This is a genomic window from Dactylosporangium vinaceum (assembly GCF_019904175.1).
GTDB lineage: Bacteria > Actinomycetota > Actinomycetes > Mycobacteriales > Micromonosporaceae > Dactylosporangium > Dactylosporangium vinaceum.
On the sequence record NZ_CP061913.1, the window covers coordinates 9,241,171 to 9,257,656 of the forward strand.

Genomic DNA, 16,486 nt, shown 5'->3' on the forward strand with positions numbered 1-16,486 from the left:
AGTTAAATCCTGAAAATGGGGGTCAGACCGTGAGGCGCTATCGCGCAATGCTCGCTTCGGCACTAGCCGTGGTCCTGATCGGCGTGGCTGGATGCTCGTCGGATTCGAAGGGCGACCCGACGCCGGCCGCCCAGAACAAGGCGCCGGACAAGGTGACATACCTGACGGCGTTCGGCGCGGTCGGCCGTGACGCGTTCGCCTGGGTGGCCCAGGAGAAGGGGTACTTCAAGGAGGCCGGCCTCGACGTCGACATCCAGCTCGGCGCGGCCACCGGCGAGAACCTCAAGGGCCTCGCGTCGGGCAAGGCGCAGTTCGCCAACCTGGACCTCATCGGCGCGTGGATCCTCGCGGGCAAGGGCGAGTACAAGGACTTCCGGGCGATCGCCGCGATTCACCAGCAGACGCTCGTGTCGATCGTCGCCCTCGAGGGCGGCGGCATCACCGCGCCGAAGGACCTGGAGGGCAAGAAGCTCGGCGCCGCCACCGGCTCGGTGAACCAGCTGCTGTTCCCCGGCTACGCCAAGCTGGCCGGCATCGACCCCACCAAGATCCAGTGGGTGAACGCACAGCCCGCCCAGCTGCCCGCGCTCCTGGCCGGTGGTCAGGTCCAGGCACTGAGCACGTTCCTCATCGGCTCCAAGGGCATCGAGAAGGCGGCCGGCGGCAAGAAGTCGGTAGTGCTGCCCTACAGCAAGTACCTCGGCGACCTGTACGGCAACGGCATCATCACCACGTCGAAGATCGCCAAGGAGAACCCGGACCTCGCCAAGCGGTTCCGCGACGCCTCCCTCAAGGCGCTCAAGTACACGATCGAGCACCCGGACGACGCCGCCCAGATCCTCAAGAAGGCCCAGCCGGCCGCCGACGTGACCGCCGCCATCGGCGAGATCACGCTGATGACCCCGTACGTCACCTCCGGCAGCGCGATCGGCGTCATGGACCAGGAGCGCGTCGCCCGGGCCATCGCCACCCTCCAGGCGTCCGAGCTCATCCCGGCCGGGCTGACCCCGGACTCGGTCGTCGACTTCTCGCTCACCCCGAAGGCCTGACTGTGACCACGTCTGTAGAGCCGGGCCCTTCGCGGTACTCCTTCGACAACGACGACCCCGAGAGCGTCGGGCGGCACAGCCACCTGTCCGGCATCCTCGACACCTTCACGTTCGCCCGGCTCGGCTTCCTCGGCGACCTGACCGGCAAGCGCTGCCTCGAAGTGGGCGCGGGCGGCGGCAGCGTCGCCCGGCGCCTGGCCGAGCTGGTCGGGCCGTCCGGCGACGTGCTGGCCACCGACCTCAACGTCAGGCACATCCCGCCGGACGCCGGGTTCCGGGTGCAGCAGCACGACCTGGTGACGGAGCCGGTGCCGGACGGGCCGTGGGACCTCATCCACGCCCGGCTGGTCCTGCTGCACATCCCCCAGCGCGAGGAGATCCTCGCCCGGCTCGCGGCGTCCCTGGCCCCGGGCGGCGCGCTGTTCATCGAGGACTGGGCCACCGAGTTCGGCAACCTGTGCCTGGCCGCGCCGGACGCCGCGACGGCCGAGCTCATCGAGCAGTACCGCGACGCTCTCGTCAACACGGTCCTGCCGTCGCGGGGCAACGACCCGACGTGGGCCGCGCGCGTGCACCGCACGATGCTGGCCAACGGGCTCGTGGACGTCGACACCGAGATCAACGCGGGCTCCTGGCCGGGCGGCTCGCCCGGCGCCGTGCTCCTGGCCGTCAACGTCGCCCAGCTGCGGAAGGAGTTCATCGCGGCCGGGTTCACCGAGGAGCACATCGAGCGGCTGAACGTGGCCGTGCAGGACCCGCGTCTGGTCGTGCGCAGCCACTTCACGTACTCCACCATCGGCCGCCATGCCTGACGAGCGCGGCGCGCCCCGCTGGACCGCGGTGGCCCTGCCCCTTCTCGGGGCAGTGGTCGCCGTCGGACTCTGGTGGGGCGCGACCGCGCTCTTCGGCATCCGGTCGTTCTTCCTGCCGTCGCCGCCGGACGTGGTGGCGGCGTTTCGCGAGCAGCCCGAGTATCTGCTCAAGGAGGCGTGGGCGACGCTGGAGATGACCGGCCTGGGCTTCCTGATCGCGCTCGCCGCCGGCCTGCTCATGGCGATGCTGCTGACCATGTCCCGGGCCGTCGAGCGGGCCACGCTGCCGCTGCTCGTCGCGCTCAACTCGATCCCGAAGGTGGCGCTCGCGCCGCTGCTGATCGTGTGGCTCGGCTACGGCCCCGGCCCGAAGCTGGTCATGATCGTGCTGATCAGCTTCTTCCCGATCCTGGTGGCCGCGGCGGCCGGCCTGTCGTCCACCCCGGCCGACCTCGGCGAGCTCGCGAAGTCGCTGTCGGCGTCGTGGTGGCAGGCGTACCTCAAGGTCCGGCTGCCGTGGGCCCTGCCGCAGGTGTTCGTGGGGCTCAAGCTCGGCATCTCGCTGGCCGTCATCGGCGCCGTGGTCGCGGAGATCAGCAGCCCGAACGGCGGCCTGGGCTCGGTCGTCGTGCTGTCCGGCGCCTCGCTCGACACCCCGCTCGCCTTCGCCGCCATCACCCTGCTGGCGATCCTGAGCATCGTGCTGTTCTACCTCGTCGTAGGCCTGGAGCGGCTACTGCTGCCCTGGGCGCGGGCGATCACCGCATAGGTCTGGTCCGGGTGGCTCGGTGGCGCGGCAGCGGGAGGAGTACAACATGATCGAATTCTCTGGGGTTTCCCGGACGTTCCGCGGGCGCTCCGGCGAGGTCGAGGCGCTGCGGGCGATCGACCTCAGCGTCGAGGCCGGGGAGTTCCTGGCCGTGATCGGCCGCTCCGGCTGCGGCAAGTCGACGCTGCTGCGCCTCGTGGCCGGGCTGCTGCGCCCGACCGCGGGCCACATCGCCGTGAACGGCTCCCCGATCACCGGACCCCGCCCCGACATCGCCCTGATGTTCCAGCGCCCGGCCCTGCTGCCGTGGCGCTCGGTGCTGGCCAACGTCCTGCTGCCGCTCGAGATCCGCGGCCGCGTCCGCCCGCCCGACCGCGAGCGGGCGCACACGCTGCTGGACGCGGTCGGCCTGAACGGCTTCCACCGCCGCCACCCGCACGAGCTGTCGGGCGGCATGCAGCAGCGGGTCGCACTGTGCCGGGCCCTGATCCAGCGCCCGAGCATCCTGCTGATGGACGAGCCCTTCTCCGCCCTCGACGCCCTGACCCGCGAGGAGCTCGCCGGCCAGCTGCAGCAGATCCACATGGAGATGCGCCCGACGACGGTCTTCGTCACCCACTCCATTCCGGAGGCCGTGCTGCTGGCCGACCGGGTGGCCGTGCTCAGCAACCGCCCGGGCCGCGTGCAGCGCATCATCGCCGTGGACATCCCGCGACCGCGCTCCTTCGGCCACAACGCCCACCTGACCGACGTCGCCGCCCACGTGGCCGAGCTGACCGACCTGCTGCACGCCGACGGCGCCCCGGCACCACTGCAACTCTGACGCCACCGCGCCGCCGCTCACGACCCGCCGCTCAGCCGATACACCTTCGAGTCCCGCACCCGGAATCCCAGCCGCTCGTAGAGCCGATTCGCCGCTTCCCGGGACGACCGCGAGGTCAGATCGACCGTGCGGGCCCCGTCGGCCCGCGCCAGCCGAATCGCCTCCAACGTCAGGGCGGCCCCGACACCGTGCCCCCGCGCCCGCTCGTCGACGACGACGTCCTCGATCCACGCCCGTATGCCTGTCGGAAGCGGAAACACCACGAGCGTCAGCACACCGACGACCTCGCCATCCAGGCGCGCGGCCAGAAGCCGGTTGCCCGGCCAGTCCACGAGCCGCCGCAGCGCCGCCGCATCAACCGCCTCCGCCGACGCCGACAGCTGGGGAAGCAGCCGGCCGAACGCCTCCACGACGTCGTCGCTCGCGCCCTGCACAACCTCGATGTCGACGCTCATGCCCGCGACTCTAGCGATCTCACCCGGACCCGCGACCGCATCCGCGCCGCGAGCGTGGGCTCCAGTGCGGTGGTCACCGGGCCGGGCGGCGGCGTCGGCGGGCGGCGCGGTGGGGGACCTGGTGGCGGTCGGGGCGGGCCAGGCGGGCGCCCACGGTGCGCAGGCGGCGGGCGCGGGCGGCCACGGCGGCCTCGATGGCGGTCGGGTCGGCGCCGCGGGCCAGGGCGGCCGAGCAGGCGGCGCGCAGCTCTCGTAGCAACAGTTCCTTCAGCTCGGCCAGACGCTGCGGCTCCACCTGCCACCCCCACGGTTTCGATGCGGTTTTCGGCACCCTCCTTGCTGACGGACCGAAGTCTGATCAAAACGATCCGTCAGCAAGGAAGCCGGGCGAGGAGCACCGCTAGTCGGTGCGGCCCAGATACTCCAGCGCCATCGCCACCACTCGCTCGACCGTGGCCGCGTCGGCGATCAGGTCCGCGGCCTGCGTCGTGAGGGAGCCGGTGCCGGGGACCAGGTCGAGCTCGTCCGCCCCCGTGAGCTCGCCGAAGACCAGGTGCATGACCTCGGCGACGGCCGCGTGCGGGTCCTCACCGCGGCGCAGGCGGCGGCGGAGGGCGTCGACCGCCAGCGCGGCCAGGTTGAGCAGGCAGGACTCGTCGATGTCGTGGCGCTCGACAAGCGGGAGCGGGCGCTCCGGCCGGCCGGGGGCGTCACGGAGCGCGGCCGGCACCGCCCGCACCGGCGCCTGTTTGCGTCCCAGGGGGCGTTCGACGTATTCGCCGTACCACCGAGGCCGTTTGCGCATCACCGCCAGCACGGTCTCGATGTCCTGCCGGACCGTCCGCTCGTCGGACTGGTGATCGCCGGTCTCCCGGGCCCGCCGCTCGACCCACGCGTCGATGGGCCACAGGTCGGTCCCGGCCGTCGCGGACACCCCGACCCAGGTCAGCAGCTCGTAGGCCAGGATCATCAGCCACGCGTCGCCGTCCAGGCCCTTGAGGACCCACTGTGGCACGCGCACCTTCTGCAGCGCCCCGCGCTCGCCCCGGCGCCGGCGATGGGCGTCGACAGTCGCCGCGTTGAGCCGCCCGACCATCCAGCCCTCAAGATTGGTGACGGGTACGCGGGCCTTGCGGAACATGTCGAACAGGACCGCTTCGACGTCGTCGTGGTGGCGGTCCCGGCACTCCGGCTCCATCCGCTCGATCGAGCTTGCGCAGCCGACGTGCCCGCGCTTGAGTTCGATCCGCCGCGTGATGCGCTGGAAGACGATGGGCCCGACGATCGGAAACGCCGCCCGGTGCAGCTGCTGGCGCGCAGCCGGCGCAGCGGTCTCGTAGTAGTCGGCGAGCCGCCCCGATGCGGCCAGCTCACGCAGCAGAGAATCGCCGTAACTCATGGTTCGGACCTGCACGGCACACCCCTTCGGCCAAGCCGGTTCGCCCCGCCGGAGGTGTGTTTTCGGGCAGGCTGCATCGGCGCACCTTTCGGCAGGTGCGCGCAGCGCTGAGAATTGGGTCGGAAATCCGCGATTCCGGCGGGGACTACCGGGTTTTCGCTTCGTTGGCGCCGAGATTAGGCACGCGCGGGCGGCCGGACTTCAGAAGAAAATCCCCAGTCCGGTGCGGCCCGGAAAGCCCCATCGATCCGGCGAATCGGACACGGATGGGGCCGCCGGCTGGGTAGTCCCCCAGACAGGGTGGCGGCCCGGGCTCGCAGGACGCCCGGGCCACCACGCACCTGCATCAGCGCAGGGGTCAGGAGAACTCGCTGGGCCGCGGGTCACCGGAGTTGTCGATGACGGCGGTCGCCACGATCTTGCCGTTGAAGAAGACCTTGACGGGCTGGCCGGCCTCGTTGAGCAGGCCGAGCTCGGCGACCGTGCCGTTGGTCATCGCGTCCTGGACCTGCTTCGCGACCTCGAACGCGTCGCTGTCCGCGACGCCCCAGCGCGACTCCCCGACGATAAGCTGCTTGCCGCTCACGGCTTGACTCCCTTCGGTGGGGTTACTTCGTTACACCTGCTCCTGACGGACAGGTCGGGCGCCGCCGGGGCCGGCCTCAGGACACATCGGTGATGGTGTACGCGAACGAGAACGCCTGAGCCCGCCGGAAATGCGGCACCGGGCCGATGCCGAAGTCCTCCTGGGCCAGCAGGGTCGTGCGGTAGAGCCCGATGCTGTGGCCGGCCACGCCGAGGAGCAGCCGGTAGGCCACGTTGACGACGACAGTCGCCGCGCCCAGTGCGCCCACGGCGAGCGCGGCGTGCGGCGCGGTGAGCGCCAGGCCGGCCAGCTGGGCCCCGGCGACCTGCACCTCCTGGCTGGTGAACTCCTTGCGCAGCAGGTCGCTCAGGGCCAGGCTGCCGGACGTGTCACGGGTGACCCAGACGGCGAGGTCGAGGTAGTCGGTGGCCGGCCCGTAGTACATCAGCAGCTTGTCCAGCGGCAGCCGGTCGCCGTCGCGGACGTCGCTGAACCGCTCGGTGTTCACGTGGTAGACGGGCTCGTTGACTCCCCCGCCGCCGGTCAGCACGAGCGCGTCGACCCGCACGTCGGCTCCGAACATCGCCCTGTTGTGGTGCACCACCAGGTCGTCGAGGCGCACGGCGACGTGCCGGGACCGGCCCGCCCCGCGCGGGGCCAGCAGCCGCACCGACGGCTCGGGCCGCTCGTCGACGAGGAACGCTCCCGGCTCCGGCTCGGGCGGCTTGGCCGGGCTGAGCGTGAAGTCGATGCCGCGCACGGCGTAGCGGATGCCGCGCGGTGTCCCGGCGTCGAACTGTCTGTCCCCGCCGGTCGCGATCTGGGCCAGGGTCTCCTCCAGGGCCGACCCGGCCGGCCGCAGTGGGTCGAACCCCTTCAATCCGCCCTGCGCCAGCACCGAGACGTCGAGCCGCTCGGCCGTGATGATCGCCAGGACCGTCTCCGTCCGGGCCGCTGACTCCTCGAGCCCCGGCGGCCAGACCATCGTCACGCCCGGCACCGAGCCGTCGAAGGCGTCACGGCCGAACGTGTGGTCGGCCCCGGGCAGCAGCCGTATCCCCGAGGTGTCGGCCGTGGTCAGAATCGAGATCTGGGCGGCGAGCCCGATGTCGATGAGCGAGACGAAGACGATGTCGTCGGTGCCGTTGTGCACCCGGACGAACACCTTCTCGCCCGCGTGGACCACGGCCCCGGAGAGCCCCAGCGGCTCCGGCCCCGCCGGCCCGACCCGGGCCCACTCGAGGGTGACCCCCGGGAACGGCCGGCCGAGCTCGTCGCTGTCGCCAAGGGTCCGCAGCGCGGTCGCCCTCGCCTGCCGCTGCAGGTTGTCGATGACCGTCCGCAGGCCGGCGTCGTCGGCGACGTGCCACGGATGCAGCGGCCCGATCCGGTCGTGCACCGCGATCCGGCCCTGCTCGTCCACGCGCACCTCGACGGCCGGCTCCTCACCCTGCGCGGCCGGCCGGATGAGCACGGTCTCCTCGACCCTGGCCCGCAGCGCCGCGGCCAGCGGACCGGCGGCGGGCAGCCCCACCGCGAGCTCGGGCGCGGCCCCGACCGTCCGGAAGGCGCGCGCGCCCGCGGGCAGGTCGGCCACCGCCGGTTGCAGGGTGGCCGTGGCGGTCATCGTCCCGAGCTCCGTGACCTCGGCGTCGGCCAGCTTCGTGGCGTCGTCGGCCCGCTCGGCGATCGCCGGCATGATCGCGAACCGGTCGCCCACCTGGACATTGAGCAGCGGCGCGCCCCGCACCTCGATGCGCTCCGGGGTGAGCGGCACGACCGGCAGGGCGGCGAGCGCGCCGCCGGTCTCGGTGCTGAACAGCAGCCGGGCCGACGGCCCTTCCGCGGCCGGCCACTGGCTCGACACCAGGGTCGTCACCCGCCGCCGCACCATCTCGGCCACCGTCGACCAGGTGACCGGCAGGTCGCCGACCTCGTCGAGGGCGAGCACCAGCGACTCCGTCATGACGCCGGTGCGGACCCCGTCCGCGTTGGTGTATTCGAAGGCCGACTGCTGCGACTCGCACGCCATGATGCGCACCGCGTGCTCGTTGGACTCCACGTGCCGGGCCGGCAGGTCCAGCCCCGCCTCGACCTGCCGGGCGAGGTGCTCGGTGACCCGCTCGTAGGGCGTCTTGTGCAGCAGTGCCCGGACCCGCAGGTCGGTGTCCTTGGTCATGTGGGCGGAGTGGCAGCAGTCGAAGGCGACGGCGACGTTGGTGGTCTTGCGGGTCAGCAGCGCCAGCCGGACCGAGAGCTCGATCGAGGTGATGCCGAGGAACTCGCCCTCGGACTTGAAGTCGGAAGGCACGATGAACTGCCGCTCCGGCGCCGACGGGTCCTCGGGCGGGGCGGCGACGAGGCCGCCGTGGCCGCTGTAGTAGACGAAGCAGGCGTCGCCCGGCTCGGCCCCGCGGATCAGGGCGTCGTAGGCGGCGAGGATGCCGACCCGGTTCGCCTGGTCGCCGGTGCACGTGACGGGTGTGAAGCCGTGCCGTTGCAGCGCCCCGGCCATCGACGCCACGTCGTGGTCGACACCTTCGAGACCGCCGGTCTGCGCACCGATGAGCAGTGCCGTCCGCCGCATGATTGCCCCCTCCGGCCAAAGATTGACAAACGCTTAGTCGAGATAGCCGCGCTGGCGCGCGATCTTCGCGATCACGTGGCGGCCCTTGACGTCGAGCACGGTGCCGGCGTCGCCGAGGTGCCGGCTCACGGTCTTGACCGCGATGTGCAGCTCCTCGGCGATCTCGCGATCGCTGAGCCGGCGCTGCTCGATCAGCAGCAGCACCTCGCGCTGCCGCGGGGTGAGCGGGTTCGCCGGCGCGGCGGCCGCCTCGGGCGCGTCGCCGGCCGGGCGGAGCTCGAAGTTGGCCAGCCGGGCCAGGCCCTCCAGCCGGGCCGCCAGCGGCCGGGCCCGCAGCTCGTCGGCCGTCTGCGCGGCCGCGCGGGCGTGGCGGCGCACGGCCGGGCGGTCCTTCGGCCAGGCGGTGAGGGCCGCGCGGAAGCGGGCGTACGCGGCCGGGTAGGGCCGCTCGGCCGCGTCCCAGAGCTCGGCGACGGCGGCCCAGGTCTCGGGGGTGGCGGCGCCGGCGGCCCGGTCGCGCTCGGCTTCGCACCAGGCGATGAGGGCCCGGATCTCGGGCAGCTTGCGGGCCTGCGGCTTGGCCGCGGCCTCGGCCCGGCGCAGCAGTTCGTCGGCCTGCTCGCGGGCCGGCTCGCGCGACGCCCGGTCGCCGGGGCGCACCCGCGCGTCGCTCTCGTCGGCCCACGCCCGCAGCGCGGCCGCGCACAGCTGGAGCGCGACTGTGGTGTTCTCGTTCGCGGCGCCGCCGAGTGCGGTGAAGCCGTCCTCGACCGCGCCCAGCACGTCGGCGGCCGGCCTGCCGTCCCAGTAGGCCAGCTCCGCCGCGCAGACCGCGCGCAGGCCGCCGAAGCGCGGCGACGCCGGGCCCTGCACCTCGGCCAGCGCCGCCCGGGCCGCCTCGAACTCGCCCCGGGCGACCTGGACGTCGGCGAGGGTCAGGCGCAGGAACCGGGTCTCGGTGACCGGCCGGTCGGGCAGCTCCTCGGCGATGATGCCCAGGGCCTCGTCCCAGCGGCCCAGCAGCACCAGGGTGGCGGCCGCGTTGTTGGCCAGCACGGCGCCCTGCCGGGCCCGGTCCAGACGCAGGCGCCGGGCGTGGTTGCGGCCCTCGATGGCGACGTCCACCGACTCCCGCAGCCGTCCGGCGATCTCGAGCGCGACACCGAGGTTGGCGTAGCCGCGGAACAGATGCTCGAGGTGCTCGATGGACTGGGCGATGCGGATCGACTCGCGCAGCCGCTGCACGCCCTCGTCCGGCCGGGCCAGCAGGGCCAGCGCGAGCCCGGCGATGCCCAGGGCCCGGCTCTGCGCCCCCCGGTTGCCGGCCTCGGCCGCCATCGCCTGCGCCTCGTCGGCCAGCGCGAGCGCCTCGGTGTAGCGGTCGCCCTGCAGCGCGGCGATCGCCTGGCCGTTGCGCACGCGGGCCATCGTGGTGCCGCCCGGCCGGCCGTCCATCAGCGCGGCCGCCTGCTCATAGGCCTCCGCCGAGCCGGGGTAGTCGCCGGCCTCCCACCGGTAGCTGCCGAGCCGCTCCCACAGCTCGGCGCTCGGCGTGGCCTCGATGGCCCGCTCGATGAGCGTGACCGCGTAGGCGACCTCGCCCGCCCAGCGCGCGGCGTCGGCGGCCTCGGTCAGCAGGCGGGTCCACCCGGCGCCGGCCGGGCGGTCGCGCTCGGGGACGGCCGGCCACAGCTCGACGGCCCGGCGGTACAGCAGCAGCGCCTCCGGGTAGGTGCGCCCGTCGACCGCCGCCTCGGCCGCCTGGATCGCGGCCGCGAGCGCCTCACGTTTGCGGCCGGCCTGGAACCAGTGGTAAGCCAGGGCGGCCTTCGCCGACAGGCCCGTGACCTGCCCGAGCTCCCCGTCCTCGCTGATCGCCTCGGCCATCCGGGCGTGCAGCAGCGAGCGCTCCAGCGGCAGGATCCGGTCCTCGTAGACGGCCTCGCGCAGCAGCGCGTGCCAGAACACGTAGCTGCCGTCGGCCCGGTCCACGACAAGCGCGTGACCGTCCACGCACTCGCGCAGCGCCTCCAGCAGCCGGGCCGGCGGCAGGCCGCTCGTGGCCATCAGCAGGGAGCCGCCGATGCGCTGCCCGGCCGCCGCGGCGACCCGCATCAGCTGCTGACCGTCGGCCGACAGCTCCTGGTAGCGCGACAGGACGATCGCCCGCAGCCGTTCCGGGACCGACGCCCCACCGGCGGCCGCGGCCGCCCCGGTGCGCAGCAGCTCGGCCGCGAACAGCGGGTTGCCCTGGGACAGCTGGAAGACCTGGTCCACGTCCCGGCGCGACGGGGCGCCCGGCCCGGCCTCGGCCAGGAAGTCGCGCAGCTCCTCGCGGCTGAACCGGCCCAGCTCGATCGGCGTGATCCCGAGCGCGAACTGCGGCTCGGCCAGCAGCGCGGCCAGGCGCCCGTCGCCGTGCCGGTCGTTGGTGCGGTGGCTGCACACCAGCAGCAGCCGCTCGGCCGACTTGGCCTGGGTCAGGAACGCCACCAGGTCTAATGTGGACGGATCGGCCCAGTGCACGTCCTCGAAGATGAGCACCACCGGCGCCTGCTCGCCGACCTGCTCCAGCAGCCGCATCACCGCGCCGAACACCTGCAGCTGCGACCCGCCCGGCGCGGTCGCCCCGGCGGCCGGCTGCTCACCGGTGAAGTCCGCGATCAGCCCGGACAGCGCCGTGTACGCCGACCCCCCGAGACTGAGCCCGTCGGCCCCCTCGGCCCGAGCCCGGCGCAGGGCGTCGACGAGCGGCGCGTACGGGACAGTCCCCCCGGCCAGGTCCATGCACCGACCGATGAGCACGAACGCGCCGTGCCGCTCCCCCCGCGCCGCCGCCACGAACTGCTGCAGCAGCCTGCTCTTGCCCACCCCGGCCTCGCCGCCGAGCATGACCGTCGCCGGCCGGCGCTCCGCGGCATCGACAAGGCTCGACTCCAGCTGGGCCAGCTCGGCGTCCCGGCCGACGAAGACCTGGCGGGATACCGTCATGGGGCCATCCTCTCGTGGCAGCGGTCCGGTGCCTACCCGTAACTGACGGACGGGCCGCCGCGGCCGCGGTGCGCCTGTCATAGGCCGCGGTACACCAGCGAGTCGGCGTGCCCCCAGGCGAGCCCGCCGGCCAGCGTGGCCACGTGATGCTCGGGCAGCACCGGTGCCGGCCGGGCGTCGGCCCCGCGCAGGTGCACGCGCACCGCCCGCACCGCGACGGGCGGCGGGAGCCCGCCGTCGACCAGCCGCAGGTGCAGCAGGAACAGCATCGCCGTGGCGACCGGCGCCGGCACCGGCCGCCGCCACCCGACGACACCGCTGAACCCCGCGGCGAGCAGCGCATCGGAGACGGCCGGGAAGCCCGTCGCGAGCGGCGGCAGGATCGCCAGCCCGCCGCAGGCCGCCCCGGCCACGCCGGTCAGGTCCAGCTCGGTGGGGCCGGCCAGGCGCAGGACCGCCGGCGGCGAGACACCGCAGCCGAGGAAGAGCATCGACGCGCCGAGATGGGCCCGCACCTCGTCGGCCGTGCCGGTCCCGTCGACGTACTCGACCGCGTTCCCGAGCCCGATCGAGCGCGGATAGAGCAGGCGGCGCAGCAGTACCGTCTCGCCGCTCACCCACTCCAGCCCCCGCTCCCCGCGCGGGTCGGCGACGAACACCGCGTCCAGGTGCCGGTCCGGTCGGGCGGTTCCGCGCACGTCGCTCATGTCAAACCTTGACGGACCGCTTCAGACCGTGAGCGGCGGCAGCTGGGTGAAGTGGTCGGGCGGGGTCTCCAGGTGCAGGCCACCACCGGGCCGGGCCGGATGGCGGAAGCCGGCCGAGGTCGTGATGATGCTGCCGATCAGGGCGTTCATGATGTCGCGGACCTGGGTGGCGGGGTCGGCGTCGCGGGCCCGGAAGGCGAACTTGGTCGCGATCTGGCGCAGGGCGTCGTCCGGTGCGTCGTTGAACCCGAAGCTCACCACCTCGGGGCGAAACCTCCAGTGCGGGTCGCGCAGCTGGTGCAGGGCCGGTCCCCAGTCCTCGCGCGCCTGGTGGGCGCCGTCGCTCATGAAGAACACGACAGGCCGATACACCGGCGTCCCCTTCGGCAGCGCGCCGAGCCCGGCCTCGATGGCGGTGCGCACGCCCCGCAGGCCCGCGGCGAAGTTGGTGCCGCCCTCGATCAGCACCTCCGGGATGTCGGTATGGGCGAGGTCGGCCAGCGGGATCACCGTGCGCGCCTCGTCGGAGAAGGTGACGAGGGCGATGCGGACGATCTCCCCGACGGTCGGATCGGACTGCATGACCCGTTTCATCTCGGGCAGCGCCCGGTTGAGCGCCTCGATCGGCGCCCCGGCCATCGAGACGCTGACGTCGACGAGCAAAAACACCGGAAATATCGTGAGCGGTTCCGACGGTTCGTGCATAGTTCCTCCTGGTGTCCCCTCGCCGTCAGGGGGCGGGTGCGGACGCACCCACCGCGATGTGTCCCTGACGGATCGGTTCGCAGCAGCCGGGAGGATCGGCGCGGGGTCAGAGATCGGCGACGATGGCCAGGACGGCGGCCGTGATGCGGTCCCGCTCCGCGCGGTCGCGCATCATCCGCGTGACGTGCTCGCCGCCGAGGTCCGCCTCCAGCGGCAGCCGGTCGATGGGCGGGCGGCCACCGCTGCCGAACACGAGCTCGACGACGTCGGCGACCGCGCTCGGGGCGTCCTCCCCGGCCCGCAGCCGCGCCTGGATCGCGGTCATCGCCTCATGAGCAAGATCCTGCAGGTGTACCTCATCCCGCTCACCCGCTCCCACGAGGTCGAGCGCCCGCCCGGCCGACCCGTCGACGGTTTCGGGCTCGAACCAGGGGACGGGCGCGCGCTTGTGGCCGAGCGGGCCTTCGACGTACCGCTCGTACCAGGCGGGGCGGGTGCGCATCGCCCGCAGTACCGTGTCGATGTCGCGATGCACGTCGGCGACGGCGCCCCAGTCGCCGGTGATGCGAGAGCGCTCCTCGGCCCACGTCGACGTCGGCCACACCTCCGCGCCCGCTGTCGACGGGTGGCCCGCCCACACCAGGATCTGCACGCTCAGGTGCACCAGCCAGCGGTCGCCGCCGAGCGCGGCGACGAGCCACTTCGGCGGGCGCGGGCGCTGCAGTGCGCCGATCGCGCCGCGGCGGCGCCGGTGGCCGTCGACGGTCGCCGAGGTCAGCAGGCCGCCGATCCAGGCGTCGAGGTCGGCGATCGGCTCGACGGCCCGGCGCACCACGTCGTGCACCACCGCCTCGACGTCGTCCTGGAACCGGTCGAGGCAGTCGGCGGTGAGGTGGCGGACCGAGATCGCGCAGCCGTTGTGGCCGCGGCGCTTCTCCAGCCCTCGGGTCAGGCCGCTGTAGACGACCGGGAAGGCGACACTGTAGGTGCCGCCGACGAGCCGGTGGCGCTCCTGCGAGTCGGCGTTCGCGACGCTGACGGCGAGCTCGCCGCGCCGAGCCAGCCGGCGTATCTCGTCGGCCGTGGCCGCCCGGGATCGAGGCATGACGAATCCCTTCGACACGCGGTCGGAGTAGGTTGGATTTGCCAGGGGGTTATGGCGAGCCCAGTCTGGCATCGCGCCTTTTCAGAATGCACGGGCCGTTTCGGTGCATGAGCGCACAGTCAGATGGCAATGGATCGACCTTCCGGACAGTTGCGGCGCCGATACGGACCAGCGCCCGCCGCGGATTCGGGGATGGTCTCGTTGGCGAACGAACGACCCCGTCCGGGATCGCCGCCGGGCCGGGCGCAGGCCGCACCGGCTCCGATCCGGACAATGGCCGCGATCAATGTCCGTCCGGCCGATCCGCACTGCCGGATCGCGGGCCACGGCCGCCGTTCGGCCACACCTTGATCGCAGGCCGCGGATGGCAGCGCCGGGGCCGTTCCGCGGCTGCGCGGATCTGCCAGCATGAGTGCATGGCCTCCCACGCTGCGGACCCGCCGGAAGACCGGCTCGCCCGACTGCTCCACCGCGAGCTGCGCACGGCGCGGTCGGACGCACTGGAGGGCGGGGCCGACCCGGACGAGATAACGGCCGACCTCACCGAGCGGATTCAGCGCCTGCGCAGCCTCAACAATCCGACCGCGGACGGCGACCGTGGGAGCGCGCCCACGTAGACTCCGCCGGTATGGCGGAATCGATCGTGGTGCATTTTCAGGGCGGCGGCAGCGGTACCGCGCCACTGTCCTGGGGTCAGCGCGAGCTCTGGGGCGGCATGGTCCGGCAGCAGACCTGGATGCCGATGGGCATCGTCCTGCCACTGCCGGCCGATCGCACGCCCGGCGACATCGCGGCCGAGCTGCGGTTCATCCTGGAGCGCTTCCCGTCGATGCGGACCCGGCTGCGCCTGCGTGACGGCCGCCCACCCCTGCAGGTCGTCGCGGCCGCGGGGACCGTCGAGATCGAGGTCGTCGACGCCGCCGACGGCGATGACCCCCGGGCGGTGGCCGAGCAGGTCAGCCGGCGGCTGCACGACACCCCGTTCGACTTCGAGCGCGACTGGCCGGTGCGGACCGCCGTCATCCGGCACCGCGGCGCGCTCACCCACCAGGTCACAGTCGTGTGCCACCTCGTGAACGACGGCTTCGGCGGCCTGATCCTGGCCGGGGAGGTCGCCCGGTGGCACCGGGGCGAGACCCTCGACGAGCCGAGCGCCATGTCACCGCTCGAGCAGGCCGAGTGGCAGCGCTCGGACGCGGGCCGGCGACAGTCGGCCGCGGCGCTGCGCCACTGGGAGAAGATCCTGCGCACCATCGACCCCAAGCGGTTCCCGGGGCCGCTCGACGCCCGCACGCCGCGGCACTGGCAGGCCCGCTTCACGTCCCGGGCGCTGCACATCGCGGCCCAGGAGGTCGCCCGCCGCACCGGGACCGACCGCACGACGGTACTGCTGACGGCGTTTGCGGTAGCCCTTGCCCGGGCGACCGGAGTGCATCCCGTGGTCGTGCGGGTGGTGGTCAGCAACCGGTTCCGCCGGGCCCTCGCCGAATCGGTGAGCCCGGTCAGCCAGCCCGCCCTGTGCGTCCTCGACGTCGCCGACCGGCCCTTCGCCGAGGCCGTCCAGCAGACGGGGCAGCGCGCGCTCGCGGCGTACAAACACGCGTACTTCGACCCTGACGACCTCGACGCCCTGATCGCCCGGGTCAGTGCCGAGCGGGGCCAGGACATCGACATCGCGTGCTACTTCAATGACCGGCGGGTGCCGGCGCCGGACGCCGGGGCGGGTAACTTTCAGGCCGCCCTGAGCGAGACGACGTTTCGCTGGATCGCCCGGCAGGACCGGTCCAACGAGCGGCTGTTCCTCACCATCAGCGCCGACCCCGACACGGTCGACCTGGACATCTGCGGCGACACCGAGCACATCGCGCCGGCCGCGCTGGAGGCGTGCGTGCGCGGGATGGAGGCGGTGGTGGTGGCCGAATTGTCATAGCCGCTGATCCCCGCGCCGCCCACGTCCGTACATCCGGGCAAGCCACCACGCCTCACGCCGATACCGACGCCGAGGAGGTGCCGCGCGTGGTCAGGTTCAAGCGTCGCCAGGAGGAGGAGCCCGCCGCTCCTCGGCCCGTTCGTGACCAGTTCGTCACGCGGGAGACCGCCGCCGGGGTGTTCAGCCGGCCGCCGTCCACCAACCGGCCGGTCCCACCGCCGGTCAGGGAAGAGCCCGCCACCGCTCCCGCGCCCCGGCTGTCGGTGCGGCCCTACCGCACCCCCGCACCCGCGGTCACCCGGATCCGCGTGGAGGCCACGCCCGTCGACGGGTTCGAGTACGAGACCGCCGAGCCGTGGCAGTACGACCCGCCGGCGCCTCCGCCGCCGGCGCCGCCCCGGCTGCCGCCGCCACCGCCGCCCCGGCCCGTGTTCGCGCCCCTCGCCCCGAAGCCGCCGCGGGTGGAGCCGGGGACCATCAGCTGGCTCGACGAGTAGCGATCCGATTATCCAGCTGGATCTTGGGCATGACGCCGTCCGACGGACCCCTTTGATCGACGTTCGTACCG

16 protein-coding genes and 1 pseudogene are annotated in these 16,486 nt (G+C 73.2%); 7 read left to right on the plus strand and 10 right to left on the minus strand.

Annotation, left to right across the window (positions count from 1 at the left end; genetic code table 11):
- Nucleotides 1-47 precede the first annotated feature (47 nt).
- From Dvina_RS41245 to Dvina_RS41260, 4 genes are read left to right on the plus strand one after another with little or no spacing between them, the layout of a single operon-like run.
- Nucleotides 48-1,049 (plus strand): ABC transporter substrate-binding protein, encoded by a 1,002-nt coding sequence (locus Dvina_RS41245; protein ID WP_223095632.1) that lies wholly within the window; start codon nucleotides 48-50, stop codon nucleotides 1,047-1,049.
- A gap of 2 nt (nucleotides 1,050-1,051) precedes the next feature.
- Entirely contained in the window at nucleotides 1,052-1,861 is an 810-nt protein-coding gene (locus Dvina_RS41250; protein WP_223095634.1) for a class I SAM-dependent methyltransferase, read from the plus strand.
- Entirely contained in the window at nucleotides 1,854-2,630 is a 777-nt protein-coding gene (locus Dvina_RS41255) for an ABC transporter permease (protein ID WP_223095636.1), read from the plus strand. Before Dvina_RS41250 ends, Dvina_RS41255 begins: the two co-directional genes overlap by 8 nt.
- 46 nt (nucleotides 2,631-2,676) lie before the next feature.
- A complete protein-coding gene (locus Dvina_RS41260; protein ID WP_223095638.1) occupies nucleotides 2,677-3,453 on the plus strand; it encodes an ABC transporter ATP-binding protein in 777 nt (258 codons plus the stop codon).
- A gap of 17 nt (nucleotides 3,454-3,470) precedes the next feature.
- Here Dvina_RS41260 and Dvina_RS41265 read toward each other — a convergent pair whose 3' ends face one another.
- The 10 genes and pseudogenes from Dvina_RS41265 to Dvina_RS41305 form a co-directional block, all read right to left on the minus strand.
- Nucleotides 3,471-3,908, minus strand: coding sequence for a GNAT family N-acetyltransferase (locus Dvina_RS41265; protein ID WP_223095640.1), 438 nt, complete (start codon nucleotides 3,906-3,908; stop codon nucleotides 3,471-3,473).
- Nucleotides 3,909-3,981: 73 nt separating this feature from the next.
- A complete protein-coding gene (locus tag Dvina_RS41270) occupies nucleotides 3,982-4,203 on the minus strand; it encodes a hypothetical protein (RefSeq protein WP_223095642.1) in 222 nt (73 codons plus the stop codon).
- A gap of 105 nt (nucleotides 4,204-4,308) precedes the next feature.
- Nucleotides 4,309-5,307, minus strand: coding sequence for a hypothetical protein (locus Dvina_RS41275; RefSeq protein WP_223095644.1), 999 nt, complete (start codon nucleotides 5,305-5,307; stop codon nucleotides 4,309-4,311).
- A 358-nt stretch (nucleotides 5,308-5,665) separates the two neighbouring features.
- Nucleotides 5,666-5,893 (minus strand): hypothetical protein, encoded by a 228-nt coding sequence (locus tag Dvina_RS41280; protein WP_223095646.1) that lies wholly within the window; start codon nucleotides 5,891-5,893, stop codon nucleotides 5,666-5,668.
- Between the two features lie 76 nt (nucleotides 5,894-5,969).
- Nucleotides 5,970-8,480 carry a caspase family protein gene (locus Dvina_RS41285; protein ID WP_223095648.1) on the minus strand — a complete coding sequence of 837 codons (2,511 nt, stop codon included), beginning with the start codon at nucleotides 8,478-8,480 and terminating at the stop codon, nucleotides 5,970-5,972.
- Nucleotides 8,481-8,513: 33 nt separating this feature from the next.
- Nucleotides 8,514-10,973: an ATP-binding protein gene (locus Dvina_RS41290; protein ID WP_246655648.1), complete on the minus strand. Its 2,460-nt coding sequence runs from the start codon at nucleotides 10,971-10,973 to the stop codon at nucleotides 8,514-8,516.
- Between the two features lie 12 nt (nucleotides 10,974-10,985).
- A pseudogene (locus Dvina_RS55850) lies at nucleotides 10,986-11,552 on the minus strand (AAA family ATPase); the annotation flags it as partial.
- Nucleotides 11,549-12,178 (minus strand): hypothetical protein, encoded by a 630-nt coding sequence (locus Dvina_RS41295; RefSeq protein ID WP_223095652.1) that lies wholly within the window; start codon nucleotides 12,176-12,178, stop codon nucleotides 11,549-11,551. The gene Dvina_RS41295 and the pseudogene Dvina_RS55850, both read right to left, overlap by 4 nt.
- A gap of 21 nt (nucleotides 12,179-12,199) precedes the next feature.
- Nucleotides 12,200-12,847: a vWA domain-containing protein gene (locus tag Dvina_RS41300; RefSeq protein ID WP_223095653.1), complete on the minus strand. Its 648-nt coding sequence runs from the start codon at nucleotides 12,845-12,847 to the stop codon at nucleotides 12,200-12,202.
- A gap of 142 nt (nucleotides 12,848-12,989) precedes the next feature.
- Nucleotides 12,990-13,988 carry a hypothetical protein gene (locus Dvina_RS41305; protein ID WP_223095654.1) on the minus strand — a complete coding sequence of 333 codons (999 nt, stop codon included), beginning with the start codon at nucleotides 13,986-13,988 and terminating at the stop codon, nucleotides 12,990-12,992.
- Between the two features lie 416 nt (nucleotides 13,989-14,404).
- On the opposite strand from Dvina_RS41305, the gene Dvina_RS41310 reads away from it, so the two are divergent.
- The 3 genes from Dvina_RS41310 (at nucleotide 14,405) to Dvina_RS41320 (ending at nucleotide 16,415) form a co-directional block, all read left to right on the plus strand.
- Nucleotides 14,405-14,605 (plus strand): hypothetical protein, encoded by a 201-nt coding sequence (locus tag Dvina_RS41310; RefSeq protein WP_223095655.1) that lies wholly within the window; start codon nucleotides 14,405-14,407, stop codon nucleotides 14,603-14,605.
- Between the two features lie 11 nt (nucleotides 14,606-14,616).
- On the plus strand, nucleotides 14,617-15,918 hold the full coding sequence (locus tag Dvina_RS41315) for a condensation domain-containing protein (protein ID WP_223095656.1): 1,302 nt from the start codon (nucleotides 14,617-14,619) through the stop codon (nucleotides 15,916-15,918).
- Between the two features lie 86 nt (nucleotides 15,919-16,004).
- Nucleotides 16,005-16,415 carry a hypothetical protein gene (locus Dvina_RS41320; protein ID WP_223095657.1) on the plus strand — a complete coding sequence of 137 codons (411 nt, stop codon included), beginning with the start codon at nucleotides 16,005-16,007 and terminating at the stop codon, nucleotides 16,413-16,415.
- Nucleotides 16,416-16,486 lie beyond the last annotated feature (71 nt).